The 17,056-nt window shown below is 61.9% G+C and carries 12 protein-coding genes and 1 tRNA gene; 8 read left to right on the forward strand and 5 right to left on the reverse strand.

The annotated features are described in order from the left end of the window. A complete protein-coding gene (locus CNX70_RS02160; protein WP_096233094.1) occupies positions 1–441 on the forward strand; it encodes a DUF2721 domain-containing protein in 441 nt (146 codons plus the stop codon). 44 nt (positions 442–485) lie between these two features. Beyond that, positions 486–941 carry a hypothetical protein gene (locus CNX70_RS02165; protein WP_096233096.1) on the forward strand — a complete coding sequence of 152 codons (456 nt, stop codon included), beginning with the start codon at positions 486–488 and terminating at the stop codon, positions 939–941. A 1-nt stretch (position 942) separates the two neighbouring features. Here CNX70_RS02165 and CNX70_RS02170 read toward each other — a convergent pair whose 3' ends face one another. Further along, positions 943–1,524, reverse strand: a complete 582-nt coding sequence (locus tag CNX70_RS02170) for an SRPBCC family protein (protein WP_244199006.1) — start codon at positions 1,522–1,524, stop codon at positions 943–945. 158 nt (positions 1,525–1,682) lie between these two features. Here CNX70_RS02170 and CNX70_RS02175 point away from each other — a divergent pair, with 158 nt between their 5' ends. Further along, positions 1,683–3,728, forward strand: coding sequence for an NADPH-dependent 2,4-dienoyl-CoA reductase (locus CNX70_RS02175; protein WP_096233100.1), 2,046 nt, complete (start codon positions 1,683–1,685; stop codon positions 3,726–3,728). A gap of 57 nt (positions 3,729–3,785) precedes the next feature. Here the strand turns inward: CNX70_RS02175 and CNX70_RS02180 are convergent, their stop codons facing one another. From CNX70_RS02180 to CNX70_RS02190, 3 genes are all read right to left on the reverse strand, one after another. Next, a complete protein-coding gene (locus CNX70_RS02180) occupies positions 3,786–5,498 on the reverse strand; it encodes a cation:proton antiporter domain-containing protein (protein ID WP_096233102.1) in 1,713 nt (570 codons plus the stop codon). A gap of 210 nt (positions 5,499–5,708) precedes the next feature. After that, positions 5,709–6,830 (reverse strand): beta-ketoacyl-ACP synthase III, encoded by a 1,122-nt coding sequence (locus tag CNX70_RS02185; RefSeq protein ID WP_096233105.1) that lies wholly within the window; start codon positions 6,828–6,830, stop codon positions 5,709–5,711. Positions 6,831–7,005: 175 nt separating this feature from the next. Then, entirely contained in the window at positions 7,006–8,460 is a 1,455-nt protein-coding gene (locus CNX70_RS02190; protein ID WP_096233107.1) for a S41 family peptidase, read from the reverse strand. A gap of 324 nt (positions 8,461–8,784) precedes the next feature. Here CNX70_RS02190 and CNX70_RS02195 point away from each other — a divergent pair, with 324 nt between their 5' ends. The 4 genes from CNX70_RS02195 (at position 8,785) to CNX70_RS02210 (ending at position 16,053) form a co-directional block, all read left to right on the forward strand. After that, positions 8,785–9,369, forward strand: coding sequence for a hypothetical protein (locus CNX70_RS02195; protein WP_096233109.1), 585 nt, complete (start codon positions 8,785–8,787; stop codon positions 9,367–9,369). Positions 9,370–9,511: 142 nt separating this feature from the next. Beyond that, positions 9,512–11,596 carry a M13 family metallopeptidase gene (locus CNX70_RS02200; protein WP_096233111.1) on the forward strand — a complete coding sequence of 695 codons (2,085 nt, stop codon included), beginning with the start codon at positions 9,512–9,514 and terminating at the stop codon, positions 11,594–11,596. A 242-nt stretch (positions 11,597–11,838) separates the two neighbouring features. Continuing rightward, positions 11,839–13,908 (forward strand): M13 family metallopeptidase, encoded by a 2,070-nt coding sequence (locus CNX70_RS02205; protein ID WP_096233113.1) that lies wholly within the window; start codon positions 11,839–11,841, stop codon positions 13,906–13,908. 240 nt (positions 13,909–14,148) lie between these two features. After that, positions 14,149–16,053 carry a methyl-accepting chemotaxis protein gene (locus CNX70_RS02210; protein ID WP_096238235.1) on the forward strand — a complete coding sequence of 635 codons (1,905 nt, stop codon included), beginning with the start codon at positions 14,149–14,151 and terminating at the stop codon, positions 16,051–16,053. Positions 16,054–16,168: 115 nt separating this feature from the next. Here the strand turns inward: CNX70_RS02210 and CNX70_RS02215 are convergent, their stop codons facing one another. After that, positions 16,169–16,732 carry a c-type cytochrome gene (locus CNX70_RS02215; RefSeq protein WP_096233115.1) on the reverse strand — a complete coding sequence of 188 codons (564 nt, stop codon included), beginning with the start codon at positions 16,730–16,732 and terminating at the stop codon, positions 16,169–16,171. A 199-nt stretch (positions 16,733–16,931) separates the two neighbouring features. On the opposite strand from CNX70_RS02215, the gene CNX70_RS02220 reads away from it, so the two are divergent. Then, positions 16,932–17,007: transfer RNA gene (locus tag CNX70_RS02220), tRNA-Arg, on the forward strand. The last annotated feature ends 49 nt before the right edge of the window (positions 17,008–17,056 follow it).

Here is a 17,056-nt window from a genome sequence, read left to right on the forward strand (position 1 = left end):
ATGAACATACAGATCGGCGACATCGGCCATATCATCCAGCTGGCGATTGCGCCGGTTTTCCTGCTGACCGGCATCGGCACCATGCTGGTGGTGCTGACCAACCGCCTGGGCCGCATCATCGACCGCACGCGCGTGCTGGAAGACCGGCTGGACATCGGTTACAACGATTTCTACATGGATGAGTTAGATACGCTCTATACGCGTACCCATCTGATCAATTATTCGATCTCCCTGAGCACGGCCTGCGGTTTTTTCGTCTGCGTCATCATCGCGATGCTGTTTCTGGGCGATATCATGAACCTGACGCTGGACAAATACATTGCGGCCTTCTTTGTGCTGGCCGTGATTTGCCTGATCGGCTGTTTTATTTACTTACTGCGCGAAATTTACCTGGCCGCCAGGGCCCAGCGCATCCGGCGCCATATCCGCCCGCCCCGTTAAGCGGCCGCGCCGGTTTTACCCTACTATTGAAGAACGAGTCCAGCATGCACGATTACAAACGTCCCCCCACCCTGCACCGCTACGGCCAGCGCAGCGAACTCGAGCTGGCGCTGAGCCTGGGCCAGTTCCGTCTGATACCAGCGGGCAATTGCCTGACCCTCAGTTTTTCGCAAGTATGGGACAAGCACCTGTTCGACCTGTTCGCCCCGGCCGACGCCTGTTTGATCATCCATAACACGGAAGAATTCGGCGAACGCCTGCACCGCGCCGTGCAGCGCACTTTGCCCAGCTGGGCCGGCATCGACGGCGTCGTCGAATATGGCCAGCGCGCCGCCCTGGGCGCCACTTTCACCAAGACGCGCGCCGAAGCGCCCGAGCAGGAATGGCTGTTCGCCTGGCGCTCGATGCAGCCGCAGGCCAGCCTGAACCCCGTCACAGTCAAACTGGGCAGCCTGGAAAACTTCGCCGAAATTCGCGACCGCGATACGTATCTGGCTTGATTTAGCCTGCCTTTTCCGCGTGCTGGCTGTCGATGCGGGCCAGCACGGCCGCCATCATGCGCTCGATATCGCCGCGTATCATGGTCGTGCCCAGCATGCCGGGCACATAGAAGCCCGGCATCAGCCGGCTGGAAAAGACGATGCGCGTGCCGCCCGTCTCGGGGATGGGATACAAATTCCAGCGCGATTCGTAATGCCGCATGTCGCCCGAAATGAGGGCGATATCGATGGCCGTAAACGGCGTTTCCGTGGCCCGCACTACCAAGTGGATGGGGTGGTTCATGAACAGGAAGCGCGCCATGCCCTGCTGTTCGATGATGATTTCATTGCCGTTGCGCGACAGCACGCGGCAGGAACTGAGGTCGGGCACGAATTCATGCATGCGCTCGTAGGTCGTCAAGGTTTTCCACACGGACGCCGGCGGCGCCTGCACGCTGCCGCTGGCATCGACTTCATACATGCGCTGCCCGTCAACCTCGATGCGCTTGACCTCGACCTTCAGCTTGTCCAGGCGTATCGCCTGTGCCAGCGCGGTCGCGGGGACGGCGCACAGCATCAGCAGGCAGAGGAAGAGTCGCGTCATGCCATCAGCCTACGGGAAAGTAGCGCCCGGCACAAGCTGTACCCATCGCCGGCGGGCGCGCCCGGCGATTTAGAACTCCCGGTCTAGAGAAAGTCGCTGCGCTGGCCAGCAATGCTTGTTACCGTACGGCCTGCATACCACCATCTATCGGACCGACCATGACTGCCTATCCCCATCTGCTGGCCCCGCTCGACCTGGGTTTTACCTGTTTGCGCAACCGCGTCATCATGGGATCCATGCATACGGGCCTGGAAGACAGGTTCTATCATTATGGCAAGCTGGCCGCCTTTTACCGCGAACGGGCACGCGGTGGCGTGGGGCTGATCGTCACGGGCGGCATCTCGCCGAACCGCCAGGGCTGGCTGCTGCCGTTCGGCGGTACCCTCAATTTCCTCGGCGACGTGCCGAATCACCGCAAGGTGACGCGCGCCGTGCACGAGGAGGGCGGCAAGATCGTCATGCAGATCCTGCATGCGGGCCGCTATGGCTATCAGCCGTTCGTCGTCTCGGCGTCGGCGAAGAAATCGCCGATTTCACCATTCCGCCCGCGGCCCTTGAGCGAACGCGGCATCGAGCGCACCATCTGCGACTACGTGCGCTGCGCGCGCCTGGCGCAAAAGGCGGGCTACGACGGCATCGAAGTGATGGGCAGCGAGGGTTATCTGCTGAACCAGTTCCTGTGCGCGCGCACGAATCTGCGCCAGGACCGCTGGGGCGGCACGATCGAGAACCGCATGCGCCTGCCGGTGGAGATCGTGCGCCGCATCCGCGCCGCCGTCGGCCCCAACTTCATCATCATGTACCGCCATTCCCTGCTCGACCTGGTCGAGGGCGGCAATACCTGGGACGACGTGGTAACGGTCGCCAAGGCGCTGGAGCAGGCCGGCGTGACCATTCTCAATACGGGCTTCGGCTGGCATGAGGCAAGGGTGCCCACCATCGTCACCTCCGTGCCGCGCGCCGCCTTTGCCAGCGTGGCGGGCCGGCTGCGCCGCGAAGTCACCATTCCCGTGGTGGCCTCGAACCGCATCAATATGCCGCACGAAGCGAACGCCATCCTGGAACGCGGCGACTGCGACCTGGTGTCGATGGCGCGCCCCTTCCTGGCCGACCCTGACTTTGTCGCCAAGGCCGCTTCAGGCCGCGCCGACGAAATCAACACCTGCATCGGCTGCAACCAGGCGTGTCTCGACCACACCTTTGCCAACAAGCGCGCCAGCTGTCTGGTCAACCCGCGCGCCTGCCATGAAACGGAACTCGTGTACGCGAAAAAGGCCGTGCCGCGCCGGGTGGCCGTCGTCGGCGCCGGGCCGGCCGGCCTGTCGGCCGCCTGCGTGGCCGCCGAATGCGGGCACGCAGTGACCCTGTTCGACAGCAGCGACAGCGTGGGCGGCCAGTTCAAGGTGGCCATGCAGATACCGGGCAAGGAAGAATTCACGGAAACCATCCGCTACTTTGCGCGCCGGCTGGCGCTGCTGGAAGTCAAGCTGCGCCTGGGGCAGCGCGTGACGCGCGAGCAATTGCTGGCCGGCGGCTATGACGACGTCATCGTCGCCACCGGCATCAAGGTGCGCCTGCCGGCTATTCCCGGCATCGAGCATCCGAAAGTGCTGTCGTATCTGGATGTGCTGCAAGCCAAGAAACCCGTCGGCGCGCGCGTGGCCATCATCGGCGCGGGCGGCATCGGCTTCGACGTGGGGGAATATCTGCTGCACGACCCGGCGCACCCGCTTCCGCAATCCGTGGCGACCTGGGCGGGCGAGTGGGGCGTGGACTTGAATGCGGCCACCGGCGGCGGCCTGGTGCCGCCCGTGGCGCCGCATCCCGTGCGGCAAATCTTCCTGTTGCAGCGCAAGACGTCGAAAGTGGGCGCGGGCCTGGGCAAGACCTCGGGCTGGGTACACCGCGCGGCCTTGGCGCGCAATGGCGTGGCCATGCTGGCCGGCGTGAGCTACGACAAGATCGACGCGCAGGGTTTGCACATCACCGTGGGCGGCGAGCAGCGTTTGCTGGCGGTCGACAACGTGGTCATCTGCGCCGGCCAGGACAGCTTGACGGAACTCATGCCGCCCGTCGGCAAGGATGGCAAGCCGCTGCAGGTGGGCGGCCCGCGTTTCCATAAAATCGGCGGCGCCGCGCTGGCGGCGGAACTCGACGCCAAGCGGGCGATACGCGAAGGCGCGGAGCTGGCCGCCAGCCTGTAAAAAGAAAGCCTGCCGGCTGGGGTGCGGGCAGGCTTGCTGGACGGAAAGGGCGCTGGCTTAATGCCCGCCATGCCCCTTGCTGGCCGCCTCAAAACTCTGCAGCACGTGCTCGGCCATGCCATTCGCCAGCTCGTGCTCGCCAATGAAGACCTTGCCCGCGTTTTCCGCGCGCAGCAATTCCGCCTCTTCCTCGCTGTGCGTGCGCACCACCGTCAGGATGGCGGGGTTCAGCGCGCGCGCCGTCTCGATCATGGCGCGCACGTGGAAGGTGTCCGGCGTGGCGATGACGAGCATGGTGGCGTGCGTGATGTGCGCCTGGATCAATACCGCCGGTTCGCCCGCATTGCCGGCCACGGCCGGAATGCCCTGCTTGCGCAGCTGGTCGACGATTTCGCGGTTTTCCTCGGCCACGACAAAATGAATGCCGCGTTCCATCAGGGCGGCGGCGATGCGCCGGCCCACGCGGCCGTAGCCGACCAGCACGACTTGACCCGACAGCTTTTCCTGCGGCACTGTCATCGGCAGCTCGGCCAGCGGGTCGGTGGTGCGTTCGAACTTGCGCGCAAAATCGCTGTTGCCGATCACGCGCAGCAGCGGCTTGGCCATGCTGAAGACGAGCGGGTTGAGGGCGATGGACAGGATGGCGCCGGCCAGGATCAGGCTTTGCCCTTCCTGTGGCATCAGGCCCAGGGAGAGGCCCAGGGCGGCCAGGATGAACGAGAATTCACCGATCTGCGCCAGGCTGGCCGAGACGATGATGGCGGTTTTCGGCGGATAGCGCAGGGCCATCACCAGTAAAAAGGCGGCGATCGACTTGCCGAAGATAATGATGGCGCACACGGCCAGCACTTGCAGCGGCTTGTCGATGAGGATATTCGGCTCGAACAGCATGCCGACGGAAACGAAGAACAGCACGGCAAACGCGTCGCGCAGGGGCAGCGACTCTTCCGCGGCGCGGTGGCTCAGTTCGGATTCGCGCAGCACCATGCCGGCGAAGAAGGCGCCCAGCGCGAACGACACGCCGAACAGCTTGGTGGAGGCGTAGGCGATGCCGACGGCGGCGGCGATCACGCACAGGGTAAACAGTTCGCGCGAACCGGTGCGCGCCACTTGCCACAAAATCCACGGGAACAGCTTGCGGCCCACCACCAGCATGAAGATGATGAAACCGGCCACTTGCCCCAGGGTCACGGCCAGGGTTTGCCACAGGCTGGCGGCCTCGGCATCCGGCGCGACCTTGCCACCCAGCACACCGGCGAACGCCGGCAGCAGCACCAGCACCAATACCGTGACCAGGTCTTCCACCACCAGCCAGCCGACGGCGATGCGGCCATTGAGCGAGTCGAGGATGCCCCGTTCTTCCAGCGCGCGCAGCAGCACCACGGTACTGGCCACGGACAGGGCCAAGCCAAAGACCAGTCCGCCACCGAGGGTCCAGCCCCACCAGTGGGCCAGGCCCATGCCCATCGCCGTGGCGACGCCGATCTGCAGGACGGCGCCGGGTAGCGCAATCTTGCGCACGTCCCACAAATCGTCGATGGAAAAGTGCAGGCCGACACCGAACATCATCAGCATCACCCCGATCTCCGCCAATTGCCCCGCAATTTCCGCATTCGCCACAAAACCGGGCGTGGCCGGTCCGATGATGATACCGGCGGCCAGATAGCCGACCAATGCCGGCAGTTTCAGGCGCGCGGCGATGAAGCCGAAGATGAGGCCGAACCCGAGGGCTGCAGCGATGGTGGTGATCAGACTGATGTCATGGGGCATGCGTGGTGGGTTCCTTATGGGGACGTGCGGATGGAAAAAGAGGGTGTTCAGCGATCGAGTATAAACGCAACAAAGCTGCGGCTGGAATTTTCCTGCCGCTTCTTTTACAAAAAATTTGCGCTATATCTTGGTCCAGCTGGCACCGAACGCATGCCATCGACTGCGATCTGCGCCTAATTGTGGCAATCAGGCGCAGATCGCTCCCAATGCTTACACCTTGCGCACGACCACGCAGCCGATGGAATAGCCGGCGCCGAACGAGCAGATGACGCCCATGGCGCCCGCCGCCATGTCATCCTGATATGTATGGAAGGCGATGATGGAACCGGCCGACGAGGTGTTGGCGTAGGTGTCGAGGATCACGGGCGCTTCGTTGGCCTCGGCGTCGCGGCCCAGGATCAGGCGCGCGATCAGCAGGTTCATGTTCAGGTTGGCCTGGTGCAGCCAGTAGCGGGAGACTTGCGCCACTTCCACGCCGGCCTTGGCCAGGGTCGCCTTGATCATCTCGGCCGCCATCGGGCACACTTCCTTGAAGACCTTGCGGCCTTGCTGGCGGAACAATTTGTCGGCCTTGCCCACGCCGGACTCGTCAAAACGGTTGAGGAAGCCGAAATTGTTGCGGATGGCGTTAGAGAAGCGCGTTTTGAGTTCCGTGCCGATGATCTCGAACTGGTGCGTAGAGACGGCCGTGTCCTTGGCTTCGACGATGATGGCGGTGCAGGCGTCGCCGAAAATGAAATGGCTGTCGCGGTCGCGCCAGTTCAGGTGGCCGCTGGTGATTTCGGGATTCAAGACCAGCACGGCGCGCGCCTGGCCGCTTTGCACGGCGGCCACGGCTTGCTGGATGCCGAAGGTGGCGGACGAACATGCCACGTTCATGTCAAAACCATACCCGTCGATGCCCAGCGCATCTTGCACTTCCACCGCCATGGCGGGATAGGCGCGCTGCATATTGCTGCACGCCACCAGCACCATGTCGATGTCGGCCGGCGTGCGGCCGGCGCGCGCCAGCGCATCGCGCGCGGCGGCGACCGCCATTTCCGCCTGCACGGACAGTTCGTCATCGCCCCGTTCCGGGATGCGCGAGACCATGCGCGCCGGATCGAGGATGCCTTCCTTCTCCATCACGAAGCGCGACTTGATGCCGGATGCCTTTTCGATGAAGGCCACGCTCGACAGCTCCAGCGCCGTCACCGTGCCTGCGGCGATCGCGTCGGCGTGATCGGCATTGAACTTTTCCGCGTAAGCATTGAAGCAGATGACCAGCTCTTCGTTGGAGATCGAAAATGGCGGCGTGTACAGTCCGGTACCGCTGATGACGACTTGTTTCATGGTTAAACTTTCAAATTTGGCAATCGGCGCGCTGCCGATAAGTGAAGCAAATTTTACACAAACGGGCTCGACTGTAGAGAGTTTCGTGTTGCGCGAGAGGGGGATGTGTGGCGGAAGATTGATTTTTGTCGCGTGGACGGGTTACCAGGGGGCATGGCGCCCCCCACGGTACTGCTTACTTCTTCTGTTCTTTCTTGACGTCGGCTTGCACCACCAGCGGTTCGGCCTTGGCCAGCTGAACCGGTAAACCCTTCAGGTGGTTCAGCGCCTGGTGCAATTGAAAATCGTCCTTGCTGCCAAATTCCAGCGGCTTGCGGGTCTTTTCCAGGGCGATGATGCGCAATTGCTCTTCCATCTCGTCGTTGACGGGGGCAGCTTTGGCGCCGTTGTTGGCACTGCCTTGGTCGCGGTCGTTGCTCAGGTGCTTGGTCAGGTCCGCTTCGCGGATGCGCAAGCCGTTGAGGCCGTCGCCGTCCGCATTTTCGTCGACCAGCAGATCGGGCACGATGCCCTTGGCCTGGATCGAGCGGCCTTTCGGCGTGTAGTAGCGGGCCGTCGTCAGTTTGACGGCCGTGTCGGCCGTCAGCTGGCGGATGGTTTGCACGGAACCCTTGCCGAAGGTTGGCGTGCCGATGATGGTGGCGCGCTGGTAATCCTGCAGGGCACCGGCGACGATTTCCGAGGCCGAGGCCGAACCCGTGTTGACCAGCACCACCAGCGGCACTTTCTTGATAGCGGCCGGCAATTTCGCCAGCGCGTCGCCTTCTGCGCGGAAGGTATAGTATTCGGCGCGGCCATAAAAGACCTGTTTCGAGTCCGGCAACTGGCCGTTGGTCGAGACGATGGCCGCGTCCTTCGGCAGGAAGGCAGCCGAGACGCCGATGGCGCCTTGCAGCACGCCGCCCGGATCGTTGCGCAGGTCCAGCACCATACCCTTGATGTTTGGATCTTGCTGGTACAGCGCCGTGATCTGCGCGGCCATGTCGTCGACGGTCGGTTCCTGGAATTGCGACACGCGCAGCCAGGCGTAGCCCGGTTCGACCATCTTCGCCTTCACACTCTTTTGATGGATTTCCTCGCGCGTGATGGTGAAGGCCAGCGGCTGCGGTTCATCCTTGCGGGCAATGGTCAGCGACACCTTGGTGCCCGGTTCGCCGCGCATGCGCTTGACGTTGTCGTCCAGGCTGACGCCTTTCACGGGCTGGCCGTCGAGGCGAGTAATCAAATCGCCGGCCTTGATGCCGGCGCGGTAGGCGGGGGTATCCTCGATGGGCGAGACGATCTTGATGTAGCCGTCTTCGCTCAGGCCAATTTCAATGCCCAGGCCGACGAACTTGCCTTCGGAGCCTTCGCGCAGCTCGGCGTAGGCTTTCTTGTCGAGGTAGGCGGAATGGGGGTCGAGCGAGGCGACCATGCCGGAAATGGCGTCTTCCAGCAATTTCTTGTCTTCCACCGGCTCGACGTAATCGGACTTGATCAGGCCAAACACATCGGCCAGCTGGCGCAACTCTTCCAGCGGCAGGGGCGGCTCGACGGTTTTTTGCGCCATGGCCGAAAATTGCAGCGACACGGCGACGCCGGCCACCACGCCCAAGCCGATCAAGCCGGTATTTTTGAGTTTGCCCATCATTGCACCTTTGCAGCTAGCGTGTCTTGCACAAGCGCCAGTCCCCGTGGAGCGGCGCTTTCCTGAAAGTATAGACCTGAATCTCTGCCGGCGTGGGCCGGCCGTGGAAAAAGCGTACCTCGCCCCAGTCTACGCGCGAAAACGGGGCTGTCAGCTTGCCATATGTTGCGGCTTTGTATGCGATGTATAGTTACTCTTGAGGGGAGTAAGCATTTGTAAGAGTCGAAAAAATGCGTGTGCGGCGGCCCTATAGTGGACTCGCATTCTCGACCCGAAGTGGTTTTGCCTGCGTCTGCGGACGCAGGCTTTTTTTTATCCGGAGCCCCCATGACCTCGCTGATCTTTTCCCCCGCCTTGCGCCGCCTCGGCCTGGCTTTCCTGCTGGGCACCACCGCCTTGACGGCCTCGGCCGTGCCGATTGCCGAGATGCGCCTGGAAGACTTGCTGCCGATGGCCCCCGATTTCAGGACGGAATTGAAACTCAATGCGAATCAAACCACCTTGTGGCAGCAGGTGGAAGGAAAAACCCGTCAACTCTTGCGCGAACGCAAGGCGCGCCGCGAACGCCTGCAAGCGGCTGTGACGCAGGGCTTGCAAACGCCCCGGCTGGAGTTGCGCGACTTGCTCGCGGGCCTGGACACGGAAAGCACGCAGAGCCTGGCCGAAGAAAAGCAGGTGCGCGAATGGTGGCTGAGCGTCAACGATGCCCTGGACGAGCAGCAGCGCCAGATGGTGGCCCAGTTCATCGCCGGGCAGATGGCGCGCGTGATGGACGCCGCCGCGCCCCGCAGTGAATCGCGCGGCGCGCCCGCTGGCGAACACGGCGGGCGCAAGGGCGGCAAGGGAGGCATGGGCGGCGCGGGCGTGAGCATGGGTAGCGGCGGCGCTGGCATGACGTTGCCCGGCAACTGAGGGGCAACTGAGGGGCAACCGGGGGGCAAGGATGGCCAAATGGCATGCTCGCGTGCTACATTCCTGCAGCGCCTGGCGCGGCGGGCTATCCGCCCGCAGCTATCTGCCCGGTCTTTTTTGACATGCCCCATAAGGACAATCCGTGAATCGCTATCTCTTGAGCAGTCTGACCCTGACCCTGTTGGCTGCGTTTGCCCATGCCGCCGAACCCGCATCCGCCGTGGCCGCCCCGACCGTGGCGCCCAGTGTCGCACCTTCCGCGCCTGCCGCCGCTGGCGTCGTTTCTGGCATCGACGTGCAGTACATCGACCCTGCCGTACGCGTGCAGGACGACTTTTTCACCCATTTGAACGGCAAGTGGCTGGCCACGGCCGAGATTCCTGCCGACAAGTCGAGCTGGGGTTCGTTCGCCAAGCTGCGCGATGACACCACGCCACAGTTGCGCGGCATCATCGAAGCCACGCAACAGGACAAGCACAAGAAGGCCGGTTCCGAAGCACAGAAAATCAGCGACCTGTACGCCAGCTACATGGATGAAGCCAAACTCGATGCGCTGGGCACGAAGCCGCTGGCCGGCGAACTGAACCGCATCCGTTCGCTGCGCGACAAGAAGGGCGTGCCCGCCCTGATCGCCCACCTGAGCCAGACGGGCGTGTCAACCCCGTACGCCGTCTACGTGGGCCAGGATGCCCGCGCCTCCACCAAATACGCCGCCTATGTCAGCCAAAGCGGCCTGGGCATGCCTGACCGCGACTACTATCTGGAAGCCAAGCAAGCTGGCGTGAAAGAAAAATACCAGGCGCACGTGGAAAAGATGCTGGCCATGGCCGGCGACAAGAACGCCGCCGCGCACGCCAAGGCGGTAGTGGCTCTGGAAACATCGCTGGCCGAAGCGCAATGGACCAAGGTCGAGAACCGCGACCCCGTGAAACGCTACAACAAGACCGACATCAACAAGCTCAATGACCTGACCCCCGGCTATGACCTGAAGTCCGGCCTGGCTGCCCTGGGCATCGCCAACAAGGTCGATTATGTCATCGTCAACCAGCCGAGCTACCTGGCCGGCTACAACAAGGTGCTGGCTAGCACCGATCTGGACACCCTGAAAGCGTACTTCGAATGGCAGCTGCTGCGCAGCTACGCCAGCTATTTGTCGAAAAACTTCGTCGATGAAAGCTTTGCCTTCTACGGCACGGTACTCAGCGGCGTGACGGAAAACCAGCCGCGCTGGAAGCGTGGCGTAGGCGCCGTCGAAGGCGTGCTGGGTGAAGCGGTGGGCAAACTATATGTCGCGCAATATTTCCCGGCAGAGCGCAAGGTGCACATGCAGGAACTGGTGAAGAACGTGCTGGCCGCCTACAAGGACAGCATCGACACGCTGGACTGGATGAGCCCGGAGACCAAGAAAGAAGCGCAAGCCAAGCTGGCCAAGTTCACGCCGAAGATCGCGTATCCGAACAAATGGCGCGATTACACGAAGCTGCAAATCGTCCAGGGCGACCTGGTGGGCAACATGATGCGCGCCGCCAACTTTGGTTCCGCCCGCCAGGTGGCCAAGCTGGGCAAACCGATCGACCGCGAAGAGTGGGGCATGACGCCGCAGACGGTGAACGCCTATTACAGCTCGACGATGAATGAAATCGTCTTCCCCGCGTCCATCCTGCAGCCGCCGTTCTTCGACGCCAACGCGGACGACGCCGTCAACTATGGCGCCATCGGCGCCGTCATCGGCCATGAAATCAGCCACGGCTTCGATGACAAGGGCAGCCAGTCCGATGGCGACGGCAACCTGCGCGACTGGTGGACCCCGGCCGACCGCAAGAACTTCGCCGCCAAGGCCGATGCGCTGACCAAGCAATACGATGGCTACAGCCCATTGCCTGGCTACCACGTCAATGGCGCGCTGACCCTGGGCGAGAACATCGCCGACAACTCGGGCGTGGCGATTGCCTATAAAGCCTACAAGATCTCGCTGGGCGGCAAGCCGGCGCCCGTGCTCGATGGCTTGACGGGCGACCAGCGCTTCTACATGGGCTTTGGCCAGGTGTGGCGCAGCAAGATGCGCGAAGCGCAGCAGATCGTGCAAATCAAGACCGATCCCCATTCGCCGGGCCAGTACCGCGCGAATGGCACCATGGTCAACCAGCCAGGTTTTTATGAAGCGTTTGGCGTGAAACCGGGTGACAAGATGTATGTGGCGCCGGAAAACCGCGTCATCATCTGGTAAGCGTCATCCGATACACCGATGGCGCTCACCATATTGTCGGCTTACGCCCTCCGGGCTAAGCCGACCTACGCCATGTAAACGTTATCTTGTCACAACAGAAAGGACCACTTGCGTGGTCTTTTTTGTATTCCTGCCAAAGTTCTTTCTGTCGTTTCGGCCGGTATGCTACAGTCAAAAACCGGGCCAGAAGCCCTGGGCCTTCTGACCCTTATATTCCACACAATATAATATAGAGGACAACCGTGAATCGTTATTTGTTAAGTGCATTGACCCTGAGTTTGCTGGCCGGCGTGTCCGGCATGGCTGGCGCCGCTGATACGGCCAAGAAAGCCGCTCCCGCCACGGCCGTCGCCGCCGCCGCGCTGACGTCCGGGATCGCTGTCGAATACGTCGACCCTGCCGTGCGCGCGCAGGACGACCTGTTCCAGCACCTGAATGGCAAATGGCTGGCAGAAACCGTCATTCCTGCCGACAAGTCGAGCTGGGGCAGCTTTGCCAAGCTGGCCGACGATACGCAAACGCAGCTGCGCGGCATCGTCGAAGGCGCTAGCGCCGACAAGGCCCGCGCCGCCGGTTCGAATGCCCAGAAAATCGGTGATTTTTATAACAGTTTCATGGATGAAGCCAAGCTGGAAAGCCTGGGCCTGACACCCTTGAACGCGGAGCTGGCGAAGATTGCCGCGCTGCAGGACAAGGCGGAGTTGCCTGCCGTCATCGCCCATTTCAGCAAGCTGGGCGTGACCTCGCCGTACGACTTCGGCATCCACCAGGACGCCAAGGATTCCACCAAATACGTGGCCGACATCGTGCAAAGCGGCCTGGGCTTGCCTGACCGCGATTACTACCTGGAAGCGGGCAAGGCCGACACGCGCACCAAATACCTGGCCCACGTGGAAAAAATGCTCAGCCTGGCTGGCGACGCGAATGCTGCTGCCAACGCCAAGGCTATCCTCGCGCTGGAAACGGATCTGGCCAAGGCGCAATGGAGCAATGTGCAGAACCGCGACCCCGTCAAGACCTACAACAAGGTGGAGCTGGCAAAACTGGCCGCCATGGCGCCAGGCTACGACTGGGCCCGCTACCTGAAGGACACGGGCATCGCCGGCAAGGTCAATTATGTAATCGTCAGCCAGCCCAGCTACCTGAAAGGTTTTGCCGAGATCGCCAACAAGACGCCGCTGGCGACTTGGAAAGCGTACTTCCAGTGGCACTTGCTGCACGCCAATGCCGGCTACCTGCCGAAAGCGTATGTCGATGAAAACTTCGCGTTTTACGGCACCACCCTGACGGGCGTGACGGAAATGCGTCCGCGCTGGAAACGTGGCGTGGGCGCCGTCGAAGGCGCGCTGGGCGAAGCCGTGGGCCAGTTGTACGTGGAGCAATATTTCCCCGCCGAACGCAAGGTGCGCATGGAAGCGCTGGTGAAAAACCTGATGACGGCCTACCAGCAAAGCATCGACAAGCTCGACTGGATGAGCCCCGTCACCAAGAAACAGGCGCAAATTAAACTGGCCAAGTTCACCACCAAGATCGGCTATCCGAACAAATGGCGCGATTACTCGGGCCTGACGGTGGCGCCGGACGATTTGATCGGCAACATCCAGCGTTCGCACCTGCTCAACTACAACCGCGAATTGAACAAGCTGGGCCAGCCTATCGACCGCGACGAGTGGGGCATGACGCCACAGACCGTGAACGCCTATTACAACCCGGAACTGAACGAGATCGTCTTCCCGGCCGCCATCTTGCAAGCGCCGTTCTTTGACGCCAACGCGGACGACGCCGTCAACTATGGCGCCATCGGCGGCGTGATCGGTCATGAAATCAGCCACGGCTTCGACGACCAGGGCGCCCAGTACGACGGCGACGGCAATCTGCGCGACTGGTGGACCAAGGCCGACCATAAAAACTTCGCCAAGAAAACCAAGCAACTGGTGGCGCAGTACAACAGCTTCAGCCCCGTCAAGGGCCACTTCGTCAACGGCGAACTGACCTTGGGCGAGAACATCGCCGACAATTCCGGCGTGGCGATTGCCTACAAAGCGTACAAATTGTCGCTGAACGGCAAGAAAGCCCCCGTTATCGACGGTTTCACGGGCGAACAGCGCTTCTATGCGGGCTTTGCCCAGGTCTGGCGCATGAAGATGCGTGAAGCGCAGCAACTGGTCTTGCTGAAAACGGACCCGCATTCGCCAGGCCAGTTCCGCGCCAACGGCACCATGCGCAACCAGCCCGGCTTCTACCAGGCCTTCGACGTGAAACCGGGCGACAAGATGTATCTGCCACCGAAAGACCGCGTCATCATGTGGTAAGACGGCTGTTCAAGGCATAAGTTACCAGCCGCCCCGCGCAAGCCGGGCGGTTTTTTTGCGCCCGACATGGCCGCGCTACTGCGAAAGCAAGCTGAGCAGAATGAGGGAAGTGTTGCGCGACTAGGGGGGATTTTTCTTGCTCGTTGACAACGAAGTTTGAAGCGCCTATATCTGGATGAAAACAAGAATAAACCTGTGTAGCGCCCCGTATGTCATCAAAAAGGAAACATTGTGAGAGACATATTTCGTACCAGCCAAGCCCGTTTTATCACCCTGTTCAGTCTTGTTTTTGTGGTGTTGCTGGTCATGACCCTGGCCGTCATCCATTTTTTCGTCACGCCGGATTTGAAACGCACCGAGGGCATGGTGGTCGGTTTTGACGTCAGCAAAATTTCTACCAGGATTACCGAGCAGTTGCGACAGGTCGAGGCGCAGCAGCGCAGCATCACCCAGACGGTGGCGCTGATGGACAGCGCCGCGATCGACGTCCTGCTGCCGGGACTGGTCGACCAGTATTCCGACCCGAATGTGTTTGGCGGCGGCATCTGGCCGCTGCCGAAAAAGCGCGATCCCGAGCGCGACAAGTTCAGCACCTTTTTCGCCCGCGATGGCGCCAATAAACTGGTCATCAACACCCACTGGAACTCGCCGGAGTCGTTGAAGTACTTCGAGCAGAGCTGGTATCTGGGCGGGCTCAAGTCTGCCAAGGGGCATTGTGACTGGGCCAAGGCTTACAAGGACGACGCCAGTGCGCAGCCGCGCACCAACTGCGCCATGCCGATCTATAAGGACAACGAGTTGTACGGCGTATCCACCATCGATGTCACGCTGGGCTTTTTCAACCGCCTGGTGGCCGACATGGAGAAAACGATCCACGGCCAGATCCTGATCGTCGAACGCGACGGCAAGATCATCAGCAACAGTACGTATATCAAGGATGAGATCGTACTCAAGAAAGTCGAGGATCTGGCGTCCAGTTCGCCGATGGTGGCGGCCATCGGCCTCCTGCTGCCCAAGCTCGATGCGCAGGGCGTGGCCGAATCGGAGTATCGCAGCGATGGCACGCCCCACACGCTGTTCCTGAAGGCGATACCGGGCAGTCCGTGGGTGCTGGCGACCGGTTTGCCGACCCGCCAGCTGACCGAGCAAAGCGACCGCATCTTGAGCAAGCTGGGCATGGTGCAGATCCCCATTGCCTTGCTGTTGCTGGCCATGTTCATCGGCAGCATCCGCCTGTTCATGGGACGCCTGGGCGTACTCAAGAGCAATATCGATGCGCTGTCGGCCGGCGACGCCGACCTGACGCGGCGCCTGCCGGGCGGCGGCGGCAGCGAGTTCAACGATGTGGCCGGCAGCTTCAACGCCTTCATCGAACGGCTGCAGCAGATGATGCGCGAAATCGGCACCAGCACGGCGTCGATCGCGCTCGCCTCGCGTGAAATCGCCAGCGGCAACCAGGATCTGTCGGCACGCACCGAAAGCCAGGCCAGCGCGCTCGAGCAGACCGCCGCGTCGATGGAGGAGTTGACCGGCACCGTCAGGCAGAACGTCAGCAGCGGCAAGGAGGCCAACCGGCTGGCACTGGACGCCTCGAAGGTGGCGGCGCGGGGCGGCGCGGTGGTGACGCAGGTGGTCGAGACGATGGGCGCGATCGAACACTCGTCGAAGAAAATCGCCGACATTATCAGCGTCATTGACGGGATCGCGTTCCAGACCAACATCCTGGCGTTGAACGCGGCCGTCGAGGCGGCCCGGGCCGGCGAACAGGGCCGCGGCTTTGCCGTGGTGGCGTCCGAGGTACGCAACCTGGCGCACCGCTCGGCCACGGCGGCCAAGGAGATCGGTGCGCTGATCGTTGAATCGGTGCACAACGTCAACGCCGGTACCAAACTGGTCGACCAGGCTGGCGCCACCATGCACGAGATCGTCGCCGGCACCGACAAGGTTGCCAACATCATCGGCGAGATCCTGCTGGCCAGCCAGGAGCAGGAAACGGGCATCGGCCAGGTCAACCAGGCCATCGTTCAGCTCGACGACACCACTCAGCAAAATGCGGCGCTGGTGGAGCAGGCGGCAGCGGCAGCCCATTCGATGCAGGAGCAGACGGCCAAGCTCGAACAGATCATCGGCGCATTCAAGCTGTAGCGCGCCGCGCACGGACATTAAAAAAGCCGCCCGGTTCAGTTTGAACCGGGCGGCTTTTTCACATCTGAAGCAACCTTGGGGCCGTTGCAACGCGCCGCCTGAAGCGGCATCGCGCTTATTTCGTGGCTTCTTGCGCTGGTGCGGCAGCGCCGTCAGCGGCTGCGGCCGGTGCCGGCACTTCCGGTTCCTTGAACTTGCCGCCCGAAGCGTTGGCAATGTAGACGACGGCGCGCGCCACTTCTACATCGTCGAGGTCGGGATTGCCGCCCTTGGCCGGCATCGCGCGCAAGCCTTCGATGGCGTGTTTCAGGACCGTATCGTAACCCTGGGCCAGGCGGGCCGACCAGCTACCCGCATCACCAAACTTCGGTGCGCCGGCCATGCCGGCGCCATGGCAAGCCACGCAGGTGGCCGTGTAGACGGCTTCGCCGCTTTGCAGCACTTTCGGACCGCTGGCATCCTTGAAGGTAAAGCCGGCGTTGGCCACGGGGCTCAGGCGCTCGGCAATGGCTTCCGGCGACTGGCTGTCCGTCCCGGCGCCCGTCAGTTTTTGCGCCGTGACGAACTGCACCAGCAGGATGATGCCGATGACGGTGAGGAGGAAGAAGCCAGCTACGGCGGCAAGCAATTGTTTAGGCGTTTTGATCGCTGATTGTTGTTCGTTATGTGCGTCGCTCATGATGTCCTTAGTCCAGATTTGAAACTGATGGCCGTGTAAGGTAGCATTTTTACATGCTTGGATGTAAACCTTTGTGAAACCCACAATTATAGGCACAAAAATTGAGCAGCGACATGCAATTGCCAGCGATACGACAGTTTCCGTAGACGTAGGTAAAGAAAAACGGTATCCTTCGCATCACTTCAGAAATTCCCCCTACGCGGCTGTAGCTCAGTGGATAGAGTATTGGCCTCCGAAGCCAAGGGTCGTGGGTTCGATCCCCGCCAGCCGCACCAAGATTTTCCCTGTGTCATTTCCTCTATTGGTTTAACCGTATCGCTGGTC

This window comes from Janthinobacterium svalbardense (assembly GCF_002327145.1).
Lineage (GTDB): Bacteria > Pseudomonadota > Gammaproteobacteria > Burkholderiales > Burkholderiaceae_D > Janthinobacterium > Janthinobacterium tructae.

Coding starts and splice junctions, on each gene's coding strand:
- CNX70_RS02160 (WP_096233094.1), top strand. CDS start 1: ATGAACATACAGATCGGCGACATCGGCCATATCATCCAGCTGGCGATT.
- CNX70_RS02165 (WP_096233096.1), top strand. CDS start 486: ATGCACGATTACAAACGTCCCCCCACCCTGCACCGCTACGGCCAGCGC.
- CNX70_RS02170 (WP_244199006.1), bottom strand. CDS start 1,524: ATGACGCGACTCTTCCTCTGCCTGCTGATGCTGTGCGCCGTCCCCGCG.
- CNX70_RS02175 (WP_096233100.1), top strand. CDS start 1,683: ATGACTGCCTATCCCCATCTGCTGGCCCCGCTCGACCTGGGTTTTACC.
- CNX70_RS02180 (WP_096233102.1), bottom strand. CDS start 5,498: ATGCCCCATGACATCAGTCTGATCACCACCATCGCTGCAGCCCTCGGG.
- CNX70_RS02185 (WP_096233105.1), bottom strand. CDS start 6,830: ATGAAACAAGTCGTCATCAGCGGTACCGGACTGTACACGCCGCCATTT.
- CNX70_RS02190 (WP_096233107.1), bottom strand. CDS start 8,460: ATGATGGGCAAACTCAAAAATACCGGCTTGATCGGCTTGGGCGTGGTG.
- CNX70_RS02195 (WP_096233109.1), top strand. CDS start 8,785: ATGACCTCGCTGATCTTTTCCCCCGCCTTGCGCCGCCTCGGCCTGGCT.
- CNX70_RS02215 (WP_096233115.1), bottom strand. CDS start 16,732: ATGAGCGACGCACATAACGAACAACAATCAGCGATCAAAACGCCTAAA.